This window comes from Kitasatospora sp. NPDC088783, assembly GCF_044750705.1.
Lineage (GTDB): Bacteria > Actinomycetota > Actinomycetes > Streptomycetales > Streptomycetaceae > Kitasatospora > Kitasatospora fiedleri.
The window spans coordinates 520,683-542,335 of the sequence record NZ_JBIVKJ010000004.1 but is presented as its reverse complement, the minus strand read 5'-3'; the positions used below and the strand labels follow the sequence as shown (position 1 = coordinate 542,335).

15 protein-coding genes and 1 pseudogene are annotated in these 21,653 nt (G+C 75.5%); 2 read left to right on the top strand and 14 right to left on the bottom strand.

Going from position 1 to position 21,653, the window contains the following annotated elements:
- Positions 1–63: 63 nt before the first annotated feature.
- The 7 genes from tmk to bldG all read right to left on the bottom strand — a co-directional run bounded on the left by tmk (position 64) and on the right by bldG (position 11,163).
- Positions 64–3,318 (bottom strand): dTMP kinase, encoded by a 3,255-nt coding sequence (gene tmk, locus ACIP60_RS14965; protein WP_400683799.1) that lies wholly within the window; start codon positions 3,316–3,318, stop codon positions 64–66.
- Positions 3,319–3,396: 78 nt separating this feature from the next.
- The gene (topA, locus tag ACIP60_RS14960; RefSeq protein ID WP_400683796.1) at positions 3,397–6,291 is read right to left on the bottom strand and encodes a type I DNA topoisomerase; all 2,895 of its coding nucleotides are present in this window, start codon (positions 6,289–6,291) and stop codon (positions 3,397–3,399) included.
- Positions 6,292–6,733: 442 nt separating this feature from the next.
- Entirely contained in the window at positions 6,734–7,300 is a 567-nt protein-coding gene (locus tag ACIP60_RS14955; protein ID WP_400683794.1) for a hypothetical protein, read from the bottom strand.
- Between the two features lie 201 nt (positions 7,301–7,501).
- Positions 7,502–8,995 carry a methyltransferase gene (locus tag ACIP60_RS14950; RefSeq protein ID WP_400684186.1) on the bottom strand — a complete coding sequence of 498 codons (1,494 nt, stop codon included), beginning with the start codon at positions 8,993–8,995 and terminating at the stop codon, positions 7,502–7,504.
- Between the two features lie 148 nt (positions 8,996–9,143).
- Positions 9,144–9,908, bottom strand: coding sequence for a small secreted protein (locus ACIP60_RS14945; protein WP_400683791.1), 765 nt, complete (start codon positions 9,906–9,908; stop codon positions 9,144–9,146).
- A gap of 325 nt (positions 9,909–10,233) precedes the next feature.
- Positions 10,234–10,650: an ATP-binding protein gene (locus tag ACIP60_RS14940; protein ID WP_111553788.1), complete on the bottom strand. Its 417-nt coding sequence runs from the start codon at positions 10,648–10,650 to the stop codon at positions 10,234–10,236.
- 171 nt (positions 10,651–10,821) lie between these two features.
- A complete protein-coding gene (gene bldG / locus ACIP60_RS14935; RefSeq protein WP_100837540.1) occupies positions 10,822–11,163 on the bottom strand; it encodes an anti-sigma factor antagonist BldG in 342 nt (113 codons plus the stop codon).
- 222 nt (positions 11,164–11,385) lie between these two features.
- Between bldG and ACIP60_RS14930 the strand changes: the two genes are divergently transcribed.
- Complete coding sequence (locus ACIP60_RS14930; RefSeq protein ID WP_400683786.1) at positions 11,386–13,755, top strand: DEAD/DEAH box helicase; 2,370 nt, start codon at positions 11,386–11,388, stop codon at positions 13,753–13,755.
- Positions 13,756–13,953: 198 nt separating this feature from the next.
- Here ACIP60_RS14930 and ACIP60_RS14925 read toward each other — a convergent pair.
- The 7 genes and pseudogenes from ACIP60_RS14925 to ssd all read right to left on the bottom strand — a co-directional run.
- Positions 13,954–14,289 (bottom strand): annotated as a pseudogene (locus ACIP60_RS14925) (Rv3654c family TadE-like protein); the annotation flags it as partial.
- Between the two features lie 45 nt (positions 14,290–14,334).
- On the bottom strand, positions 14,335–14,670 hold the full coding sequence (locus ACIP60_RS14920; protein WP_400683784.1) for a TadE family type IV pilus minor pilin: 336 nt from the start codon (positions 14,668–14,670) through the stop codon (positions 14,335–14,337).
- Between the two features lie 67 nt (positions 14,671–14,737).
- Positions 14,738–14,989 carry a DUF4244 domain-containing protein gene (locus ACIP60_RS14915; protein WP_400683781.1) on the bottom strand — a complete coding sequence of 84 codons (252 nt, stop codon included), beginning with the start codon at positions 14,987–14,989 and terminating at the stop codon, positions 14,738–14,740.
- A gap of 152 nt (positions 14,990–15,141) precedes the next feature.
- Positions 15,142–15,753: a type II secretion system F family protein gene (locus tag ACIP60_RS14910; protein ID WP_400683779.1), complete on the bottom strand. Its 612-nt coding sequence runs from the start codon at positions 15,751–15,753 to the stop codon at positions 15,142–15,144.
- A 450-nt stretch (positions 15,754–16,203) separates the two neighbouring features.
- A complete protein-coding gene (locus ACIP60_RS14905) occupies positions 16,204–17,283 on the bottom strand; it encodes a type II secretion system F family protein (protein WP_400683776.1) in 1,080 nt (359 codons plus the stop codon).
- 94 nt (positions 17,284–17,377) lie between these two features.
- The gene (locus tag ACIP60_RS14900; RefSeq protein ID WP_400684183.1) at positions 17,378–18,613 is read right to left on the bottom strand and encodes a TadA family conjugal transfer-associated ATPase; all 1,236 of its coding nucleotides are present in this window, start codon (positions 18,611–18,613) and stop codon (positions 17,378–17,380) included.
- A gap of 417 nt (positions 18,614–19,030) precedes the next feature.
- The gene (ssd, locus tag ACIP60_RS14895; RefSeq protein WP_400683773.1) at positions 19,031–20,128 is read right to left on the bottom strand and encodes a septum site-determining protein Ssd; all 1,098 of its coding nucleotides are present in this window, start codon (positions 20,126–20,128) and stop codon (positions 19,031–19,033) included.
- Between the two features lie 566 nt (positions 20,129–20,694).
- Between ssd and ACIP60_RS14890 the strand changes: the two genes are divergently transcribed.
- Positions 20,695–21,600, top strand: a complete 906-nt coding sequence (locus ACIP60_RS14890) for an HAD family hydrolase (protein WP_400683770.1) — start codon at positions 20,695–20,697, stop codon at positions 21,598–21,600.
- Positions 21,601–21,653: the final 53 nt, after the last annotated feature.

The window sequence follows — 21,653 nt, the reverse complement described above, 5'->3', positions numbered from 1 at the left end:
CACGGACCCCGCGCGCGGCTCCCCGCGCCCCTGCTCACGCCGTCCCGTCCACCCGGACGGGACCTAGTCCTTGCGGCGGCGCCAGCCGCCCTTCTTGGGCTGCTGCTCGTCCTGACCGGGCTCGGGCTCGGCCACCTCCCAGCGGGCCCACTCCTCGCGGGAACCGAGCAGGCTGTCCGTCAGGCTGGGCAGGTCGTCGAGCGGGGTCTCCTCCGCCCACTCCGGCCGGGGCCGCAGCTCGCGGGTCTGCGCGGAGTCGGGCTCGTCCCGGAACAGCGCCCGGGGCGCCTGCCGGGCCGGGTCCGCCACCGGCAGCACCGCCGTCTCCTCGACGCCTCCGACCTTCGGCAGCACCGCGGTCTCGTCAACGCCCCCGACCTTCGGCAGCACCGCGGTCTCGTCCACCGCCGGCCGCCCGGCCGCCCCAGCCCCCGCGCCGGACCCGGAACCGGACCCGGACCCGGAAGCTGAACCGGGCCGGGAACCCTTCGGGCCGGCACCCCGTGTCCCGGGCTTGGGCAGCTCCCGGGTGGTCTCCACGTCGGACTCCACCTTCGGCAGCACCGCCGTCTCGTCCGCCGGAGCCGCAGCCGGAGCGGGCGCAGCCGGGGTCGGAGCCGTCGGAGCCTCCGCCGCCAGCGCGGCAGCCGCCTCCGCCTCCGCGGCCCGCCGCGCGTCCTCCGCCCGCTGCAACGCCTCCTCGGCGCGCCGCCGCTGCTCCTCCCGCTGCAGCTCGCGCTGGCGCGCGAACTCGGCCCGGGCGGCCTCCTCCGCCGCGGCCTCGCGCGCCGCCGCCTCCGCCGCCTCGGCCCGCGCGGCCTCCGCGGCGCGCCGCTCGGCCTCCTCCCGGGCCCGTCGCGCGGACTCCGCCTCGGCGGCGATCCGGGCGTCCTCGGCGGCCTTGCGCGCGGCCTCGGCCTGGACGCGGGCGGCTTCCTCGGCGGCCAGGCGGTCCTTCTCGGCCTGCTCGGCGCGCAGCTGCTCCAGCAGGGCGAGGCGCTTGCGCTCGGCCTCCTCGGCGGCCTTGCGGGCGGCCTCGGCCTCGGCGGCGCGCCGGGCGGCCTCCTCGCGGGCCTTGCGCTCCTGCTCGGCCTTGGCGGCCTTCTCCTGGCCGGAGAGCGGCAGCTCGCGGTCGAGCCGGTGCCGGATGGCGGTGGTGACGTTGGCGGCGGGCTGGGTGCCGTCGACGACCAGGTAGCGGGCCGGGTCGGCGGCGGCCAGCGCCAGGAAGCCGGAGCGGACCCGCTGGTGGAACTCGGTGGGCTCGGACTCCAGCCGGTCGAGCGCCTCGGTGAAGCGCTCCCGGGCGGCCGTCGGGTCGACGTCCAGGACGACGGTCAGGTCGGGCACCAGCCCGCCGGTGGCCCAGCGGGAGATCCGGGCGACCTCGGTGGCGGCCAGGTCGCGGCCGGCGCCCTGGTAGGCGATGGAGGAGTCCATGTACCGGTCGGTGAGGACGACCGCGCCGCGCTCCAGCGCCGGGCGGATGACGTTCTCGACGTGCTCGGCCCGGTCGGCGGCGTAGATCAGCGCCTCGGCCCGGTGCGACAGGCCGGTGTTGCCGACGTCCAGGACGAGGGCGCGCAGCCGCTGCCCGATCGGGGAGCCGCCGGGCTCGCGGGTCAGGACGACCTCGTGGCCCTTGGCCCGGATCCACTCGGCGAGGGCCTGCGCCTGGGTGGACTTGCCCGCCCCGTCGCCGCCCTCCAGCGCGATGAAGTAGCCCTGGCCGGCGGCCCGGTGCGGGGCGATCTCGGCCCGGCCGCGGACGGCCTGGGCCAGCTCGCGGCCGAACGGGACGACGCCGCGCTGGTCGTCGGTCTTGAGCAGGACGACGGCGGCCAGCGCCAGGGTCAGCAGCCCGGCGGTGGAGACCGCGAGCGCCGCGCCGTCGTGGATGAAGGTGAAGCTGCCCCGGCCGACCTCGCCGAGGGCGACCTGCCCGTACGCGGCGGCCAGCAGCGGCATGCCGACCAGCGCGGCGCCGACCACGGCCCGCAGGACGGCGTACAGGTGCCCGGTGACCTGGCCGAGGCGGATCTCCTCGATCTCCTGGGCGAGCAGCCCGCGCCCGGTGGCGATCACCACGCCGGCGGCCAGGCCGGCCAGCACGGTGAACAGCAGCACCAGGACGAAGTCGAGGACCAGTCCGGCCAGGATCAGCGCCACGCCGGAGGTGACCAGGCCGAGCGCGAGCAGCCGGCGGCGGGAGAGGCCGGGCAGGGTGGCGCGGCTGAGCCGGATGCCGAGCGCGGGGGTGCCGGCGGCGGCCAGGACGAGCAGGCCGTAGCCGATCGGTCCGGCCAGGTGCTCGCCCGCGGTGAGCAGGCCGAGCGCGGTGACGCCCGCCATCGAGGCGTAGGCGGCGGCGATCGAGAAGGTGAAGTAGGGGGCGGAGCCGGTGCGGCCCTTCTTCAGGGACGGGCGAGCGAAGGGGCGACGCGAAGCGTCTCCGGCAAGGGTGGTGGTGGGCGACGGGAGGGCGTCCACGGGCGCGCGCAGGCCCTGGAGCGGGGAGCGCGGCGCGGCGGTGGCCCCGGCCGGGAGCTCCTGGAAGTACAGCAGCGCGGCGTTGGCGACGAACAGGGCGGTGGTGCCGAGCGCGGCGACGGTGAGCTGGTGGTCGCGCAGCCAGTCCAGGCCGAGCGCGGCCAGCACGTTGTTGAGCAGCGTGAAGCCGATCAGCCCGGCGGCGGCCAGCGGCAGGGCGGCCCAGCCGGTGCGCAGGTCGAGGGTGCGGACGGCGTCCAGCGCGGCGGCGGACGGCGGTCCGGGCTGTTCGGGGACGGCCAGCAGGCCGGGGACGGCGGCGGCCTTGCCGATCGTCCAGACCCGTTCGGCGGCGCCGGCCAGGAAGGCGGTGCCGAGCAGCGGCCAGATCGCCGAGCCGGGCGTCCAGACCGCCCACCAGGGGGCGAGTCCGACCAGCAGGGCGCGGGCCAGGTCGGCGCCGAGCAGGCTCCAGCGCCGGTCGAGCTTCCCGCCGACCAGGGCGTGCACCGGGCCGAGCAGGACGGCGCCGACCAGCCCGGTGGCCAGCAGCCGGGCCGCGAACACCGCGGCGACGGCGAGCGCGAGCGCCCGGTAGCCGTGCCCGAACTGGCCGCCGAGCACGGCGGCCAGCACGGTGAGCGGCACCAGCACCAGCAGGGTCAGCCGGTCGGCGGCACCGCCGAGCAGCTGGGTGGTCCACAGCTTCCGGTAGGGCCGGAGCCGGAGCAGCGCACGGGCCCGTTCACCGGGCGTCCCGGCGGGGGCGACCTCCGGGAGGCCGGGGGCGGCGGTGCGTGCGGTGGGGGGCAGCTCCTCGCTCGTCATACGGTCAGCGTAGCGAGTGCGGGTGCCCGTCCTTGACGGGCCCGCCCGAATTCGAACAGGCCCGTTACGGAGTGTCCGTCAGCTCTCCTCGGAACCGCCGTCGGCAGCGGCGGACTTCTCGCCCGCCGCGGCCTTGGCGGTGGTCTTCTTCGCCGCCGTCTTCTTCACCGTCGCGGTCTTCTTCGCGACGGTCTTCTTGGCCGCGGTCCTGGCCGCCGCGGTCTTGGTGGCCGTGGCCTTCTTCGCCGTCGTCGCCTTCTTCGCCGGGGCCTTCTTGGCGGTCTTCTTCACCGGCCCGCGGGCGCGCTTCTCGGCGAGCAGCTCGTACGCCCGCTCGGGGGTGATGGTCTCGACCTCGTCGTCCTTGCGGAGCGTCGCGTTGGTCTCGCCGTCGGTGACGTACGGGCCGAACCGGCCGTCCTTGACCACCACCGGCTTCTCGCTGACCGGGTCGTTGCCGAGCTCCTTGAGCGGCGGCGCGGCGGCGGCCCGCCCGCGCGCCTTGGGCTGGGCGTAGATGGCCAGCGCCTCGTCGAGGGTGATGCTGAACAGCTGGTCCTCGCTGGTGAGCGAGCGCGAGTCGGTGCCGCGCTTGAGGTACGGGCCGTAGCGGCCGTTCTGCGCGGTGATCTCGTTGCCCTCGGCGTCGGCGCCGACCACCCGCGGCAGCGAGAGCAGCTTCAGCGCGTCCTCCAGCGTGACGGTGTCCAGGTCCATCGACTGGAACAGCGAGGCGGTGCGCGGCTTGACGGCGTTCTTGCCGGTCTTCGGGGTGCCCTCGGGCAGCACCTCGGTGACGTACGGGCCGTACCGGCCGGCCTTGGCGACCAGCGGGTTGCCGCTGACCGGGTCGGTGCCGAGCTCGCGCTCGCCGCTGGGCTTGGCGAACAGCTCCTCGGCCAGCTCGACGGTCAGCTCGTCCGGCGGCAGGTCCTCGGGGACGTCGGCGCGCTGGCCGGTCTCGCCCTCGACGGCGGCGGGGCGCTCCACGTACGGGCCGTAGCGACCGACCCGGAGCACGACGCCGTCGCCGACCGGGAAGGAGCTGATCTCCCGGGCGTCGATCGCGCCGAGGTCGGTGACGAGCTCCTTGAGGCCGCCGAGGTGGTCGCCGTCGCCGTTGCCCGCGTCGGCGGCGGCGCCGACCGCACCGACGGCCGCGCCGCCGGCCGCGCCCGCGCCGAAGTAGAAGCGCTTGAGCCACGGCACGGACTCGGCCTGGCCGGCCGCGATCCGGTCGAGGTCGTCCTCCATCTTCGCGGTGAAGTCGTAGTCGACCAGTCGGCCGAAGTGCTTCTCCAGCAGGTTGACCACCGCGAAGGACAGGAAGGACGGCACCAGGGCGGTGCCCTTCTTGAACACGTACTTGCGGTTGATGATCGTGTCGATGATCGAGGCGTAGGTGGACGGGCGGCCGATCTCCCGGTCCTCCAGCTCCTTGACCAGCGAGGCCTCGGTGTAGCGGGCCGGCGGCTTGGTGGCGTGGCCCTCGGGGGTGAGCTTCTCGGCGGCCAGCGGGTCGCCCTCGGTGACCTGCGGCAGCCGGCGCTCGCGGTCGTCCAGCTCGGCGTTCGGGTCGTCGGCACCCTCGACGTACGCCTTCAGGAAGCCGTGGAAGGTGATGATCTTGCCGGAGGCGGAGAACTCGGCGTCCCGCCCGTCGGCGGAGCGGCCACCGACCCTGACGGTGACCGACTGGCCGACCGCGTCCTTCATCTGGGAGGCGACGGTGCGCATCCAGATCAGCTCGTACAGCCGGAAGTCGTCGCCGCCCAGCCCGGTCTCGGCGGGCGTGCGGAAGCGGTCCCCGGACGGGCGGATCGCCTCGTGCGCCTCCTGCGCGTTCTTCACCTTGGAGGCGTAGGTGCGCGGCGCGGACGGCAGGTAGTCGGCCCCGTACAGCTGGGTGACCTGGGCGCGGGCCGCGGTGATCGCGGTCTCCGACAGCGTGGTCGAGTCGGTGCGCATGTAGGTGATGAAGCCGTTCTCGTACAGCTTCTGCGCCACCTGCATGGTCCGCTTCGCGCCGAAGCCCAGCTTGCGGCTGGCCTCCTGCTGCAGCGTGGTGGTGCGGAACGGCGCGTACGGGGAGCGGCGGTACGGCTTCGACTCGACGCTGCGGACGCTGAACGCGGTCTGCTGGAGCGCGGCGGCCAGCGTGCGGGCGGCCTGCTCGTCCAGGTGCAGGGTGGTCGCGGCGCTCTTCAGCCGCCCGTCCGGGCCGAAGTCGCGGCCGGTGGCGACCCGCTTGCCGTCGACCGCCACCAGCCGGGCCCCGAAGGACTCCGGGTTCGCCGCGTCGGCGGCGGTGCGGCCGGTGCCGAAGGTGCCGACCAGGTCCCAGTACGAGGCCGAGGTGAAGGCGATCCGCTCGCGCTCGCGCTCGACCACCAGGCGGGTCGCCACCGACTGGACGCGGCCCGCCGAGAGCTTCGGCATGACCTTCTTCCACAGCACGGGGGAGACCTCGTAGCCGTAGAGGCGGTCCAGGATGCGGCGGGTCTCCTGGGCGTCGACCAGGCGCTTGTTCAGGTGCCGCGGGTTGCGCACGGCCTCCTGGATGGCGTCCTTGGTGATCTCGTGGAAGACCATCCGGTGCACCGGCACCTTGGGCTTGAGCACTTCCTGCAGGTGCCACGCGATGGCCTCGCCCTCGCGGTCCTCATCGGTGGCGAGGAAGAGCTCGTCGGACTCCTTGAGCAACGACTTCAGCTTGGTGACCTGGGACCTCTTGTCCGGGTTCACCACGTAGATGGGGGCGAAGTCGTGGTCCACGTCGACGCCGAGGCGGCGCACCTCGCCGGTGTACTCGTCCGGGACCTCGGCGGCCGTGCCGGGCAGGTCACGGATGTGACCGACACTGGCCTCGACGATGTAGCCGGGCCCGAGGTAGCCCTTGATCGTCTTGGCCTTGGCCGGCGACTCGACGATGACGAGTCGCTTGCCGTGCGCGGTCTCGCTGCTCGGGGACACCTTCGCTCTTCTCTCCCGGTCGTTTACCAAAGCTCCTGGGCTGCCGCAGCGCGACAGCTCCCGGGCTGCCGCAGCGCGACGGCCCCACCAGCGGAGTGTGACCGTACCCCGGCCACCCTTGTCAAACGGACGGAACCTGCTTTTTCACCGGCAAGGCCGACCGACGCCACTCGAACGGTAACCCGGCGACCGGCCCCGGGGCATGTCTTTCCCCGGCAACCACGCCTTCCACCGGGTCCGAACGGCCCGCCCCCGAACGGCCGGAACCCGCCCCGGAGCGGCCCGATCCGCCTCTCCCCCGCCGTCCGGAAACCGCTCGGGAACCGTCCGGGAACCCGTCGGGAACCCGTCGGGAAGCGCCCGGACGGTGCGCGGACGCCAAGCGGAAGAACGCGCTCCGCAGGCGTCGGCCGGGACGTTCAGCGGGGACCGGCCGGCAGCGTCAGCGCAGCGCCAGGGCCAGCAGCGTCAGGCCCCCGGCCAGCGCGGACGTGGCGAGCAGCGCCCAGAACAGGTCGGCCGGCAGCGAGGGCAGTTCCTCGTGGGCGGCCAGCACCACCCGGTCCGGACGGCGCGGGTCGTAGGCGACCTGGACGGCCGCGCCCGGGATCAGCCGGGCCGGGCGGCGCAGCGGCGTGTTGCCGCGCGGCCGGGCCAGCACCAGGCGGTGCGCCCCGTCCGGCGCGGCGAGCGGACGCAGTTCGTGAACCGTACCCGCACCGGCGTCGGCCACGACCGCGAGGTCGGCCGGGAGGTCGGCCGGGAAATCGGCCGGGAAATCGGCGGCGAGACCGGTCCGGCCGCCGGGCGACGCCACCGGGTAGGACAGCAGCGGGCTGCCGTCCATCGCCGCGGCGGGGTCCGGATCGGCGACCACCTGCGCGGTGGCGGGCACCCCGTACCGCCGCAGGCGGTGGCGAAGACGCAGTTCCACGGCGCACCACAGCAGCAGCGCGCTCCCGAAGACCGTCAGGACCGCCCCGCCCACCAGCGTCGTCGGCGTCTCCACCCCGGCCCTCCCCCGCGTTTCCACAGCCTGTGGACAGCACCCTGGCACCCGGTGGACAACCGGCGGCGGACGCCCGGCGTACGCCCGGCCACGGGTGGGGAACGGCGAGGTGAACCCGCCCCGGGTGAGGGACCGGTCCTCCGCAGGACTCCGCAGGACTCCGCGGGGCGGCGCCGCGACAGCGGGTCTCGGTCCGCGGACTCAGCGGACCGGCTCGACGAACCCCTGCTCGGTGAGCAGCCGCAGCGACTCGGGCACCCGCTCGCGCAGCTGCGCCGGGTCCTCGCCGAGCAGTTGGGCGATCGCGTCGACGATCTCCCCGGCGGCCAGGGTGCCGTCGCAGACGCCGACGAAGCCCGCGCCGACCGTGTCGACCTTGGTGGCCCGCCGCATGCCCCGGTTGTGCCGGAGCACCACGTGTTCCGGGTCCTCCGAGCCGGGGTCGCCGATCTGCTCCTGGACCACCTCGTCGGCGAGCAGGTAGCGGGCGGCCAGCAGCCCGGCGTCGTCGTGGGCGCGCAGGAAGTCCTGCCGGGCGAACCACTCCTCGATGTGCGGGCCGAGCGGCTGCTCGACGGGGTGCGGCCACTCCTCGATCCGCACCACGGGGTCGGTCGCGCCGGAGGCCCGCAGGGTGATCCAGCCGAAGCCGATGCCCTCGACGCCGGCCGCCTCGAAGTCGTCCAGCCACTCCTCGTACCGGGCGGCGTACTCCTCGCCGCGGTGGTCGCCGCCGTCGCGCAGCCACAGCTCGGCGTACTGGGCGACGTCCTGCACCTCGCGCTGCACCACCCAGGCGTCCAGGCCGGTGCCGGCCACCCAGCCGGCCAACCGGTCGCGCCAGTCCTCGCCCTTGACGTGCTGCCAGTTCGCCAGCAGCTGGCAGTAGCCGCCGGGCGCCAGGTGGGCGGCCGCGCCGCGGACCACGCGGCGGCACAGCTCGTCGCCGGCCATCCCGCCGTCCCGGTAGGTGAACCGGCCGGCCGGGGAGATCACGAACGGCGGGTTGGAGACGATCAGGTCGAAGCGGCGCTCGCCGACCGGCTCGTACAGGCTGCCCCCGGCGGTCTCGACCTGGTCGAAGCCGGAGAGCGCGGCGGTCAGCCGGGTGAAGTGCAGGGCGCGCGGGTTGAGGTCGGTGGCGGTGACCCGCTGGGCGTGCCGGGCCGCGTGCAGGGCCTGCACGCCGGAGCCGGAGCCCAGGTCGAGCACCTCGCGGACCGGTCGGCGCACCGTCAGGTTGGCCAGCGTGGTGGACGCCCCGCCCACCCCGAGCACCAGGTCGCGCCGCTCGACCCCGGTGGCCGTCCGGCCCGAGCCGATCCCGCCCGCGCCGCCGACGGCGCAGCCCAGGTCGGAGACCACCCAGGCGTCGGCGCTGGGCAGCCCGGCGACCTCGTCGGCGTACGGCCGCACGTCCACGGTGGCGCGCAGCTCGTCGCCGTCGGCGGTCAGCCAGCCGTCGGCCAGCAGGGCGTCGACCGGCAGCGCGGCGGCGGCCGCGGCCCTGGGCACGGCCCGTTGCAGCAGGAACAGCCGCACCAGGGTCTCCAGCGGCGAGCCGCCGCGGGTCGCCCGCAGCGCGGGGACGGCCTCGCTGCGGGCCAGCGCCGCGTACGCGGTCGGGCCGAGCAGGTCCAGCAGTCCGTCGGCGGTGAAGGAGGCGCTCAGCAGCGCCTCGCGGAACTCCGCCATCCGGCCGGAATCAAGAACGGGGCTGTTCGTCACCCCGCCATTCTCCCCCGTCCCACGCGAGGATCGCCCCGCCCGCCGGTCCGGGCCCACCGGTCGGGGCGCGTCGGTCGGGGCGCGTCGGTTCGGAGCGGTGCGGACCGACGGGGTGTCAGCTCTTGGCGGACGAGGGCGAACCGGACGCGGCAGCGGACCCGGACGCGGTCGACCCGGACGCGGTCGACCCAGACGCGGTCGACCCAGACGCGGTCGACCCGGACGCGGCGGACCCGGACGGGCTGCCGGAGGCCGCCGGGTCGGCCGGGGAGGCGCTGTCGCCGGGGGCAGCGGTGCCGGTCGCGCCCGCGCCGCCGGTCGGCGCGGCGGACGCGCCCGTTCCGGCGGTGGCGGTACCGGCCTTGCAGCCGGGCTGCTTCTTCATCGCCTCGCCCAGGCCGCCGCTCTGCAGGGTGGCCAGCGCGGAGGTGGACACCTGGGAGAGCTGCTGCACCTGGTCCCCGACGCTGCGCAGGCCGTCCGCGAACTTAGCCTGGTCCGCGCTGGTCAGCCCGTCGAGCTTCTTCTGCGCGTCCAGGTAGCCCTGCGCGACCTGCTTCAGCTCGTTGACGGCGTCCTGCTGGACCTTCGCCCCGTCGTCGATCTTCGGCGCCCCGGCCTTCTGGACCGCGTCGGCCAGCTGCTGGTTGGTGGTGGCGAGCGAGGCGAGGTCGGCCGAGAGCCGTTTCTGCAGGTCGACGGGGGCCTCGCCCTGCTTGACGTCCGCGGTGTCCGCGAGGGCCGCCTTGGACTGGGCGATCGGGTCCTTCGCGCCGTCGCAGACGCTCTTCGCCCAGCCGTCGAGTTTCGCCGACGAATCGTCGGCGGAGCAGCCGACCGCCGCCAGCGCGAACAGCACGCCGAGCACGGGGACGGTCACCAGTCGCTTCTTCACCGGGGCCCTTTCGGTCACTGACACCCGGCTCCGGGTATCGCCAGCGAACCTACACGCCCGCCCGGACCGCCCCGGCGGGAAGGCCGCGACCCACGGCATCCGGGCAGCTCAGCACCTGCCCGGGAACGACGAAGCACCGCCTCGCTCGACCTGCCGAGGCGGTACGTACGACGGACCGAGCAGCGCCACCGGAACGGACAGCGCTGCCGGAACGAACCGGGCCGCCCGAACGGACCCGGTGGGCGGACGACTCGATGGGCGGACGAGGCGATGGGCGGACGAGCCTGCGGAGCGGCCTCCCGCCCCCCAGTCAGACCGAGACGGACACCGGGGTGACCGGCCAGCTCATCCGGATCACGCCGCCGTCGGAGCCGTTGCCGACCTCGACGTCCTCGACCAGGCCGGTGATCACCGCGAGGCCGAGCGCGTCCTCGTCCTCCGGGTCGCCGCCCGCGGCGGCACCGGCGGCGTGCGCCGGTCCGGCCTCGTCGGCGACCTCGATGAGGAACCGCTTCTCCTGCTCGGTGAGCGCCACCCGGACCGCGCCGCCCATGCCGTTGCGCTGGTGCAGCGCCACCGCGCGCGAGCAGGCCTCACCGACGGCGAGGCGCAACTCGTCGAGCACCGACTCGTCCACCCCCGCGCGTCTGGCCACCGCGGCGGCCACCAGCCGGGCGGTGCGCACGTGCTCGGGAAGCGCGCTGAATCGAAGTTCGACGGTTGCCATGTCTCCCCTCCGGGGTTGCTCCACCGCCGCCGGGCACACCGGCCCGCACGGCGGAGGCGGGGACACCGACCACGCCGGTCGGGCAGGGCGACGGGCCCGGCCGACCGGCGACGGTCGATCGAAGTGATGCGGTGGGAGCGACCGATGGGAACGGCCGACCGACGGGAGACGTCAGTCGGTCGCCGCGACGGCCTCGTCCACCGAGTTGTGGATCGGGAACACCTTGGTCAGACCGGTGATCCGGAAGATCTTCAGGATGCGCTCCTGGTTGCACACCAGGCGCAGCGAACCCTCGTGCGCACGGACCCGCTTCAGGCCACCGACCAGCACGCCGAGACCGGTGGAGTCGAGGAAGTCGACGCCCTCCATGTCCACGACCAAGTGGTAGTTGCCCTCGTTGACGAGCTCGACAAGCTGCTCGCGCAACTTGGGCGCGGTGTACACATCGATCTCGCCGCCAACCTCGACGACCGTGCGATCGCCGACAGTACGGGTCGACAGGGACAGGTCCACGGAACCTCCAGCACCTTGCCTTGCTACGTCATTGCGATCTTCAACCCAGCGGCTGCCACCGCAGGGTCGCAGGGCCAGGGCGCGACGAACCGGCAGGTCGGAGCCTCAGCGTTGCGGCCCTCGGCCATGCGGCCGTCACGGGCCTCATTCAACCACCTGCGGCTACGGCCGCACGATGGTTAACAGCGATTCTCCGTCACGCCGGTGACACACTGGGTCTTCATGCCGCCCCGTCACCACCAGCCCGAGGCCCTGCTCACTGCCCTTTCCCACGGGCGCGGCAGGTCTGACCGCCTCACCCATACGGAGCACCTGCCCGCCCGAGCGGCCCGGTATGCGCCTTGGCCGGAAGGAATCCGGCAGGAAGTCGTCGCGGCGGCCTCCGGGCTCGGCGTGGTGCTGCCCTGGGCGCACCAGGCGGAGGCGATGGACCTGGCCGCCGCCGGGCGGACCACGGTGATCGCCACCGGCACCGCCTCGGGCAAGTCGCTGGGCTATCTGGCCCCGCTGCTGAGCGACCTGCTGACCGGTACCGAGGCCCGCAACGGGCGCGGCGCGACCGCGCTGTACCTGGCCCCGACCAAGGCGCTGGCCGCCGACCAGCGCCGGCGCGCCGCCGAACTCGTCCCCGACCGCGTCCGGGTGGCGCTGTACGACGGCGACACCCCGCCGCAGGAGCGCGAGTGGGTCCGCCAGTACGCGTCCTACGTGCTGACCAACCCGGACATGCTGCACCGCGGCATACTCCCGGCCCACCCCCGCTGGTCCTCCTTCCTCAAGGCGCTGCGGTACGTCGTGGTCGACGAGTGCCACACTTACCGCGGCGTGTTCGGCTCGCACGTCGCCCAGGTGCTGCGCCGGCTGCGGCGGCTGTGCGCCCGCTACGGCTCCGAGCCGACCTTCCTGCTGGCCTCCGCGACCACCGCCGAACCGGCCGTCACCGCCGAGCGGCTCACCGGCCTGCCCGCCACCGCCGTCACCGAGGACTGCTCGCCGCGCGGCCCGCTGGTGTTCGCGCTGTGGGAGCCGCCGCTGACCGAGAACGTCGGCGAGCACGGCGCGCCCGTCCGCCGCAGCGCCACCGCCGAGGCCGGGTACCTGCTGACCGACCTGGTGCACGGCGGCACCCGCACGGTGGCCTTCGTCCGTTCCCGGCGGGCCGCCGAACTGGTCGCGCTGCAGGCCCAGGAGCAGCTCGGCCAGCCGCTCGCCGCCCGGGTCGCCGCCTACCGGGGCGGCTACCTGGCCGAGGAGCGCCGGGCCCTGGAACGCGACCTGCACACCGGTCGGCTGCTCGGCCTGGCCTCCACCTCCGCCCTCGAACTCGGCGTGGACGTCTCCGGCCTGGACGCCGTCCTGCTGGCCGGCTACCCCGGCACCCGGGCCTCGCTGTGGCAGCAGGCCGGGCGGGCGGGCCGGGAGGGCCAGGGGGCGCTGGCGGTGCTGATCGCCCGGGACGACCCGCTGGACACGTACCTCGTCCACCACCCCGAGGCGCTGTTCGCCACCCCGGTGGAGGCCACCGTCCTCGACCCGGACAACCCGCACGTGCTGGCCCCGCACCTGTGCGCGGCCGCCGCCGAACTCCCGCTCACCGACGCCGACCTGGAGCTGTTCGGCCCGTCCACCGCACCGCTGCTGCCGGTGCTGGAGCGGCGCGGCCTGCTGCGGCGGCGCTCGGACGGCTCCTGGTACTGGACCCGCCGCGAGCGCGCCGCCGACGGCGTCGACCTGCGCGGCAGCGGCGGCAGCCCCGTGCAGATCGTCGAGGCCGACACCGGGCGGCTGCTCGGCACCGTGGACGCCGAGGCCGCGCACACCACCGTGCACACCGGGGCCGTCCACCTGCACCGGGGTGCCACCTACCTGGTCCGCGAGTTCGACCTGGAGTCCTCGGTCGCCCTGGTCTCCCCCGCGAACCCGCCGTACACCACCTCCGCCCGGGACGTCACCTCCATCTCGATCCTGTCCACCGACACCGTCGAGGAGTGGGGCGAGGCCCGGCTCGGCTTCGGCTCGGTGGAGGTCACCAACCAGGTCGTCGGCTACCTCCGCAAGCGGATCTCCACCGGCGAGGTCCTCGGCGAGAGCAAGCTCGACCTGCCGCCCCGCACGCTGCGCACCCGCGCCGTCTGGTGGACCGTCACCGAGGACCAGCTCCTGGACGCACTCGTCCCGTTCGACCAGCTTCCCGGCGCGGCCCACGCCGCCGAGCACGCCTCCATCGGACTCCTCCCGCTGTTCGCCACCTGCGACCGCTGGGACATCGGCGGCGTCTCCGTCCCGCTGCACCCCGACACCGGCCTGCCGACCGTCTTCGTGTACGACGGCCACTCCGGCGGCGCGGGCTTCGCCGAACGCGGCTTCCGGCGCGCCGTCGAGTGGCTGACCGCCACCCGGGACGCCATCGCCGCCTGCGAGTGCGAACGCGGTTGCCCGTCCTGCGTCCAGTCCCCGAAGTGCGGCAACGGCAACGAGCCGCTCGACAAGGCCGCCGCGATCCGCTTGCTCACCGTCCTCCTCGCCGGCGCCCCGACCCGGGCCACCGCCCCGGACGGCGCCAGCGAGGAGGGACCGGTCGAGAACGGCTGACCTGCCGTCCGCCCGGACGCCCACCTGCACGCCTGCCTGAACGCCCGTCACCGCGCTTCCCGGGCGCGTTCGTTGCCGCGACGGTTCCCGTCCTGCGGTGAACGCCGCCGCGTCGGCCCCCTCGCCCCAGGCCCAGACCGGACCCGCCCGGGCGCGGGCCCGGGCCGGGGGCAGCGGTACCGGGACGCCGTGGATCGGGACCTGGACCACCACCTCCACCGCGTCCTGCCCCGGGAGGACCTGGCAGGAGACCAGTTCGGCCCGCTCCTGGGCCCGGGTGAGTGCCGCGGCCCGTCCGCAGCCGCCGTCCTCGTCGAGCAGCAGCCGGTCGGCGGCGGCCAGGGCCGCGAGATCGGCCGCCGACTCGGCGCGGTGACGGGCGGCCACCACCGTCCCCAGCATCAGGCAGGCCGAGAACACCACCACCCCGAGCGACCCCAGCGCCACCAGCCACACCGTCGCCGAACCGTGGTCGCCCGCCGCTCCCGGCGGCGCGCCGCTCCCCCTCGCTCGTACCCGCACCCTCACCCGCATGAGCCGTCTCCTTCCGTTCGTTGCCGGCTGCCTTCACCGTCGGCCTCAGCCGTCGGCCGGCACGTCCTCCCGGGCGCCGATCGCCGTGGCCGTGAGCCGGACCGACAGCAGGGCGGCGAGGCGGCCCGGGCCCGGGCAGGGGGCCTCGACGGTGGCCCGGGCGGTGGTGGCGGCCAGGTCGATGGCGACCTTCGCTCCGCGCGGGGCCGCAGCGGCGGCCTGGGCCAGCGCGTCGGTGTCGCCCCGGGCGGCGGCCCGGGCGCCGACCCGGGCCGCGTCCACGCAGCGGATCTGGGCACCGGCCGCCACCACGCCCCAGGTCAGCATCGCCGCCAGCAGCACCAGGGCCGGAAGCCCGACCGCGGTCTCCGCCGTGACCATCCCGCTGTCCGCCGGTCTGCGGTCAGTCGGTCTCTGGTCAGTCGGTCTGCGGTCAGGCGGCCTCCGGTCAGACCGCATGCAGGGCCCGTTCGAGGATCTCGGACAGCGCTCCGGAGACCGTGCCGCTGGTGACCACCTTGTAGAGCACGGCGGCGAAGGCACAGGCGGCAACGGTGCCGATCGCGTACTCCGCGGTGCTCATCCCGGCGTCCGGCGGACCGTCCGCCACCCTCCGATAGCGGTGCCGGAACCAGCCCCCGCACCTGCGGACGGCGAGCACCACGGCAGCGGGCCGGACAACCCTGACGAGCTTCTTCATGGTGAAATCCCTTTCTCTGACAGTGGATCGGCCGCAGGAACGACCTGGTTCGAACCGGCCGGAGAGCCGCAGAGGGCTCAAGAGCGCGACGGGAGAGCGGCGGGAGGGCACCGCGAGGGCTCCGGGGAGACCGCGCACCCGGGCGGTGCTGCTCACAGGCGCTGGGAGAAGGCGGCGGTCAGCCCCGTGACCACCGGCACCACCCCGATCAGCACGAACGCGGGCAGGAAGCAGAGCCCGAGCGGTGCGGTCGCCAGCACTCCGGCCCGCCGGACCCTCGCGTGCGCCGCCCGGGCGGCCGCCGCCCGGTGGGACTGGGCCAGACCGGTCAGCGTGGCGGCCGGCGGGGTACCGCTGAGGCTGGTGCGGGCCAGGCAGCGGGCGAGCGGTGCCAATGGCGGGCAGTCCGACGCCAGTTGCTCCCAGCAGCGCTCCGGCCCCGCCCCGAGCGCGAGTTGGGCGGCGACCGCGGCCAGGCGATCCCGCATCGGGACCGGCACGCTGTCCGCGACGGCGGCGACCGCCCCGGCCGGGGAACCGCTCGACCCGAAGCAGGCCGCCAACAGCTCTGCGGTCAAAGGGAGCTGACGGACCAGCCAGTCCTGCTCCGCCGCCTGCCGACGCCCGTCCGGCGACCGCACCCGGGGCAGCAGCCGCCAGGCCGCCCCACCGGCCAGCAGACCCACCACCGGGCCCGCCCAGCCGCCGACCAGCGTCCCGACCGAGATGCCCAGCAGCACCGCCAGCGGCCGATCTCCCGCCAACCACCCGACCGCCCGCCGTACCCCTGCCGCCACCCGCCCACGTCGCCCACCCCGCCCCGCAGCGGCCGACACCGCCGGAACGCACCGCTCGACCCGCCGACGGACCGCCCGCCCCTGCACCGCCGCCAGCACCTCCCCGGCCAACCCGGCAACCGCCGTCGGCACCAGAACCGCCGTCACGTCCACCTCGCCTCCTGCACTCGTCGCCACCCGCACCGAACCCCCTGGATCGCCCCGCGCCCGCACCACCCCGCGCCGTCCTCGCTCCCTGGCCACGCCCACCCCTCCCGATCCGCCCGAAGGACTCCCCGCCCCGGTGCCGACACGGCGGCCCGGGGCCCGTACCGCGCCATCCGCCGCCCACCGTCCTCGCCGAGTAACCGTCAATCACCCTGCCGCCGTAGCGCGTAGAAGCATCCGGCTGAGCCCGAGCCTCCTGCCCGAAGGCCGTCACCACCCGGCCGGCCCCACCGTCGGCGACCGCGGAGTCGCGAGCCGGAGGTCGCCGCGGGTCCGGGAGATCCCGCAACTGGCGGTAGCGGGGCGGGCCGGTCCGGGGCGGGCCGGGGCGTCCTCGGCGGAGCGGACGATCCGGGCCGTCCAGAGGATCCCGGCCGTCTCCAGGGCCGCCCCGACCAGCAGGCCGAACAGGCCCACCGGGGTGTGCAGCAGGACGTGGACGGGGTCCGCCCCGAGTGCCGCGCCCAGGCCGAGGCCGACGGCGGGCAGGGCGGCGAGGACGGCCATCGTGGTGCGCGGGCCGGCGAGTTCGCCCGCGATCTCCTCGCTGAGGGCCCGTTCGGCCCGCAGCGCGTCCGCGACCTGCTCCAGCCCGGCCGCCAGCCCGGTGCCGCTCTCGGTACTGACCTGCCAGCAGGCCGCCATGGCCGCCGCGCCCTCCCCGCCCGGTAGTTCGGCCACCAGGCGGAGCGCCGCAGGCAGGTCCGCTCCGTAGCGGCCCGCCGCCAACCGGGCCGCGGGTTCGGCGCCGAGGCGGCGGCCCCAGTCGGGGGCGGCCCGGGCGAGGACGGCGTGCATGGCCTGCTCGGGGGTGGCACCGCTGCGCAGCTCGGCCGCCAGCCCGGCGGACAGGTCGATCACCGCCGTAGCCCGCCGCCGGGCCGCCCGGGCCGTGCGCCGCCCCGCCCGCCAGCGCCGGAGCGGGACCACCCCGCAGGCCGCCCCGATCACCGGAAGCACCGAGGAGGTGCCGTGCCCCACCACCGCCCCGAGCGGGAGCAGCAGCAGTTCGGGCACCAGCCAGCGCGGTCGCCGACGCCGCCACAGCGCCCGCATCCGCCCCAACCGGCCCGACGGCCCACACCGGCCCCGACGCCTGTGCAGCACCCGCCGCATCCGGCCGCCACCGCACATCCGGCGGCGTACTCCGAGCAGCCAGGCCGCCACGAGCACCCCGCCGATCGCCCCGGCGGCCACCCCCAGCAGGGCCGCCGCACGAGCCGCACCACCGGGCCGGAACACACCAGCCAGCACCCCGGACGCCCCGAGTACCTCGACCGAAACGGTCATCACAGCCTCCTGACCGCGGAGCGCAGCAGGCGCCACGCCACCACCCCGAGCACGCACAGCGCGATCACCCAGACGCACTCCAGCCGACCCACCGTCATGTCCCCTCCTCCGCAAGCTCGATGGCGGTAGCCCCCGGACCCACCCCGGCCCCGGTCCCGGCGGCCTCCGGGTGCGGCGGGAGGTCGAGGCCGCGTTCGGCGCACAGCTCCCGCAGGCGGGGCCAGCCGGGGCCGGGGCGGGCCCGGCCGTCGCGGTCGAAGTGGACGGCGGCGGCGGTGCCGGTCAGGCCGTCGGGCCCGCCGACCAGCAGGTGCAACCCGGTGACCCGGCGGCGGCCGTCGGCGCGGTCCCGGCCGAGGTGGACGACCGCGTCCAGTCCGGCCCGGAGCTGGCTGTGCAGGGAGTGCCGGTCGAGGCCGGCCAGCGAGCCGAGGGCCTCCAGCCGGGCGGGCACGTCGGCGGCGGTGTTGGCGTGGACGGTGCCGCAGCCGCCCTCGTGGCCGGTGTTCAGGGCGGACAGCAGGTCCACCACCTCGGCGCCGCGGACCTCGCCCACCACCAGCCGGTCGGGCCGCATCCGCAGCGCCTGCCGGACCAGGTCGCGCAGGGTCAGCTCGCCCAGCGACTCCTGGTTGGGCGGGCGGGACTGCAACCGGACCACGTGCGGGTGGTCCGGGCGCAGTTCGGCGGAGTCCTCGGCGAGCACGATGCGCTCGTTGCCGGGGACGAGGCCGAGCAGGGCGGCGAGCAGGGTGGTCTTTCCGGTGCCGGTGCCGCCGGAGACCAGCAGGGAGAGCCGGGCCCGCAGGACAGCGGCGAGCAGGTCGGCCCCGGACGGGGGCAGGGCCCCGGCGGCGACCAGTCCGGGGAGGGTGAAGGGCTCGCGGCGGCTGGTGCGCAGCGAGATGTGGGTGCAGTCGGCGGCGATCGGGGGGAGGACGGCGTGCAGCCGGGTGCCGTCGGGCAGCCTGGCGTCCACCCAGGGGCGGGCGTCGTCGAGGCGGCGTCCGGCGGCGGTGGCGAGGCGGTGGGCGAGCCGACGGACGGCGTCCGCGTTCGGGAAGCGCACCTGGGGGGCGCGTTCCAGACCGTGGCCGCGGTCGACCCAGACCTGGTCGGGGCCGTTGACCAGGACGTCGGTGACGCCGTTCTCGGCCAGCAGCGGGTCGAGCGGGCCGGCGCCGACGATCTCGGAGCGCAGGCTGCGCACCGCGTTCAGCACGTCGGCCCCGCCGAGCGGGGGCCCGGCCGCACGCAGCGCGGCGGCGACCGACCCGGCGGTGGGCGGCGCGCCCGCCTCGGCGAGCCGGATCCGGACGGCGTCCACCAGGTCGGCGGCCCCGTCCTGGACCGGTCCGGCGGGCCCCGCGACGGGGACGGCCGGCGGCCCGTCGTCCGCCGGGGCGGCGGGCGGCTTCCGGCGCACCAGGTAGCGCACCGGCGGGGCCGGTCGGCCCTCGGGAGCGGACCCGCCGTCCCCGGCCGGGAGGACGTCCTCCACGGGATCTGACGGGGCGCTGACGAGGCTGCGGGGCCGCGGTACGGCGATCCGGCGGTGAGTGCGGGCGATCGGCCGCCGAACGGCCCGCCGGCCGCCCTGGTGATCGTCCGGGGCACGGCCGTCCTCGGCACGGACACCCACGGCGTCCAGACCGACGGCGCCCGAGTCGACGACCCGGGAGTCGATGGCGTGCGGGTCCACGGCGCGGGAGTCGATGGCGTGCAGGCGGTTGGTCATGGTCGCTCCTCAGGCCGCCACGACGGGCGGCATCGCTTCGGTCAGGAATCGCCCGCAGAACCGGGCGAGCGGCCCGCGCTCCCGCAGGCCGGGCGGGGTGCCCCGTTCGACGTCCAGGGCGAGGCCGGGCTCGGGGGCCAGCTCCCCCGCGAGCCGCAGGTGCAGGCCGCGGGCGACGTCGGCGGCGGTGAGCCCGGACGGGCCGGGGGTGCGGACGACGGCCCGCAGGTCGGTGAGCCGTATCCGGACGGCCGCGGCGACCCGGTCGGCGGCCGCCAGGGCGCGTAGTTCGGCGGGGACCACGAGCAGCCCGGTGTCGGACTGTTCGAGGGCCTGGGCGGCGGCGGCGTCGAGCTGTCTGGGCAGGTCGAGGACGACCAGCCCGCCGCGTCTGCGGGCGGCCGCCAGCACGCTGCGCATGGCCTCGGCGGGGATGGCCAGGGTGTCGGACCTGTCCCAGGACAGGGTGCTGAGCCGGTGCGGCCCGGGCAGCGCCTTGGCCAGCTCGGTGCCGCTGATCCGGCCGCGGGAGGCGGCCAGGTCGGGCCAGCGCAGCCCGCCGGCCTGCTCGGCGCCGAGCAGTACGTCGAGCCCGCCGCCGAGCGGGTCGCCGTCGATCAGCATGGTGCGGTGCCCGGCCCGGGCGGCGCAGACCGCGAGGGCGCAGGCCAGGGTGGAGGCGCCGGCGCCGCCGCGCCCGCCGAGCACGGCGACGGTGAGGGCGGGTGGCCCGACGCCCTCGGTGGCGTCGGCGATCCGGTCGAGCAGCCAGGGCTGCGCGTCCGGCAGGAAGAGCACGTGCTCGGCGCCGAGCCGGACGGCGCGGACCCAGACCTCCCCGTCGTCGAGGTCGAGGCCGAGCAGCAGGACGCCGGGCCGGCGGGCCAGGCCGGCGCACTGGTCGGCGAGGTCGTCGCCGACCAGCACCAGCGGGGCGTCCGCCCACAGCCGGGCGGGCGGTGGGACGCCGAGCAGCCGCGGTTCGGCCCCGGCGGCGGCGCACAGGCGGGTGAGCTGTTCGGCGAGCGCGGCGTCGCCGGTGAGGACCAGCGGCCCGGGCGGGGGCTCGGGCGCGGTGGCGTGCGGGTCGGTGACGGAAGCGGACAAGGCGGCCTCCCGTGGTGCGGGGACGGTCTGACGGCGCGTCGGACGCGGTGGCCCGGACGGGCTCCGCGTGGCGGCGCGGACACCACGGTGCAGGACGGCGCGGAATGCGTCAGCCGACTTCCGATTGCCTGTGGATAACTCGCCCCTGTGGATAACCGAGGTCACTCGGACGGGGGCTAAAGCAGTTCGGAATTGACGCTTCGGGTATGCCGATATGACACTCATACAACTACGCAGAGTGACAAAAACTTGGGATGCGGAGAAACCTCGACAACGGCTCCGGAGCCGCTGGAGCACCCCCCGCAACCACCGGCACCACCACTCCCTGCAGGCTCAACTGCCAAGGGAAATGGGCCCGGACATGCGACGACCCCCGCCGGGGGGGAGAGCGGGGGTCGTCTATCCACGGCCCGGCTCGGGGGGGAGGAGCCGGACCGGGTTAGCACGGTCGCGCGAACGATCCGTGACTTCCATGGTGTACCCGACCGCCCAGAAACACAAACCCGCACGCCCGCGGGTCCACCGAATGGCCCTCCCTTTTGCCCGCCCCTCTATCCTCGGTTCCCGTGGACACCACCGAGAACGCCGACTTCGCCGACCGCGACGCCGCTGCCGGACCCGACGCGGGCGCCGAAACCGGCCACCGCGCGGACCGGGGCGGCCACGACGCGCCCCGCACCGCCGCCTTCTTCGACCTCGACAAGACGATCATCGCCAAGTCCAGCGCGCTCGCGTTCAGCCGCCCCTTCTACCAGGGCGGCCTGATCAACCGCCGCTCGGTGGTGAAGAGCGCCTACACCCAGTTCATCTTCCTGGTCGGCGGCGCGGACCACGACCAGATGGAGAAGATGCGGGCCTACCTGTCCTCGCTCACCCGCGGCTGGAACGTCCAGCAGGTCCGGGAGATCGTCGCGGAGACCCTGCACGGCATGATCGACCCGCTCATCTACGACGAGGCGGCCTCGCTGATCGAGCAGCACCACGCGGCCGGACGGGACGTGGTGATCGTCAGCAGCTCGGGCTCCGAGGTGGTCGAGCCGATCGGCCAACTGCTCGGCGCGGACCACGTGATCGCCACCCGGCTGCACGTCGAGGAGGGCCGCTACACCGGCGAGATCGAGTACTACGCGTACGCCGAGAACAAGGCGGCGGCGATCCGGGAGCTGGCCGAGCGGGAGGGTTACGACCTGGCCAACTGCTACGCGTACAGCGACTCCTCGACCGACCTGCCGATGCTGGAGGCCGTCGGCCACCCGGCCGCGGTCAACCCGGACCGGGCGCTGCGCAAGGAGGCGGCGGCCCGCGAGTGGCCGGTGCTGGCGTTCAGCCGGCCGGTCGAACTGACCCGCCGGCTCCCGGAGTTCCACGCGCCGAGCCGCTCGGTGGTGGCCGCGGTGGCGATCGGCACGGCGGTGCTGACGGCCGGGGTGCTCTGGTACAGCGCGCGGCGGCGGCGTCCGGCGGCGGCCTGAGCGGCGGCGGGTCCGACCGCCGCCGGGTTCGCAAAATCGGACAAACCTCTACG

Bases quoted from the DNA above. Each gene is read 5' to 3' on its own strand.
- tmk (WP_400683799.1), bottom strand. From the start codon at position 3,318: ATGACGAGCGAGGAGCTGCCCCCCACCGCACGCACCGCCGCCCCCGGC.
- ACIP60_RS14950 (WP_400684186.1), bottom strand. From the start codon at position 8,995: ATGGCGGAGTTCCGCGAGGCGCTGCTGAGCGCCTCCTTCACCGCCGAC.
- ACIP60_RS14940 (WP_111553788.1), bottom strand. From the start codon at position 10,650: ATGGCAACCGTCGAACTTCGATTCAGCGCGCTTCCCGAGCACGTGCGC.
- ACIP60_RS14930 (WP_400683786.1), top strand. From the start codon at position 11,386: ATGCCGCCCCGTCACCACCAGCCCGAGGCCCTGCTCACTGCCCTTTCC.
- ACIP60_RS14920 (WP_400683784.1), bottom strand. From the start codon at position 14,670: ATGGTCACGGCGGAGACCGCGGTCGGGCTTCCGGCCCTGGTGCTGCTG.
- ACIP60_RS14915 (WP_400683781.1), bottom strand. From the start codon at position 14,989: ATGAAGAAGCTCGTCAGGGTTGTCCGGCCCGCTGCCGTGGTGCTCGCC.
- ACIP60_RS14905 (WP_400683776.1), bottom strand. From the start codon at position 17,283: ATGACCGTTTCGGTCGAGGTACTCGGGGCGTCCGGGGTGCTGGCTGGT.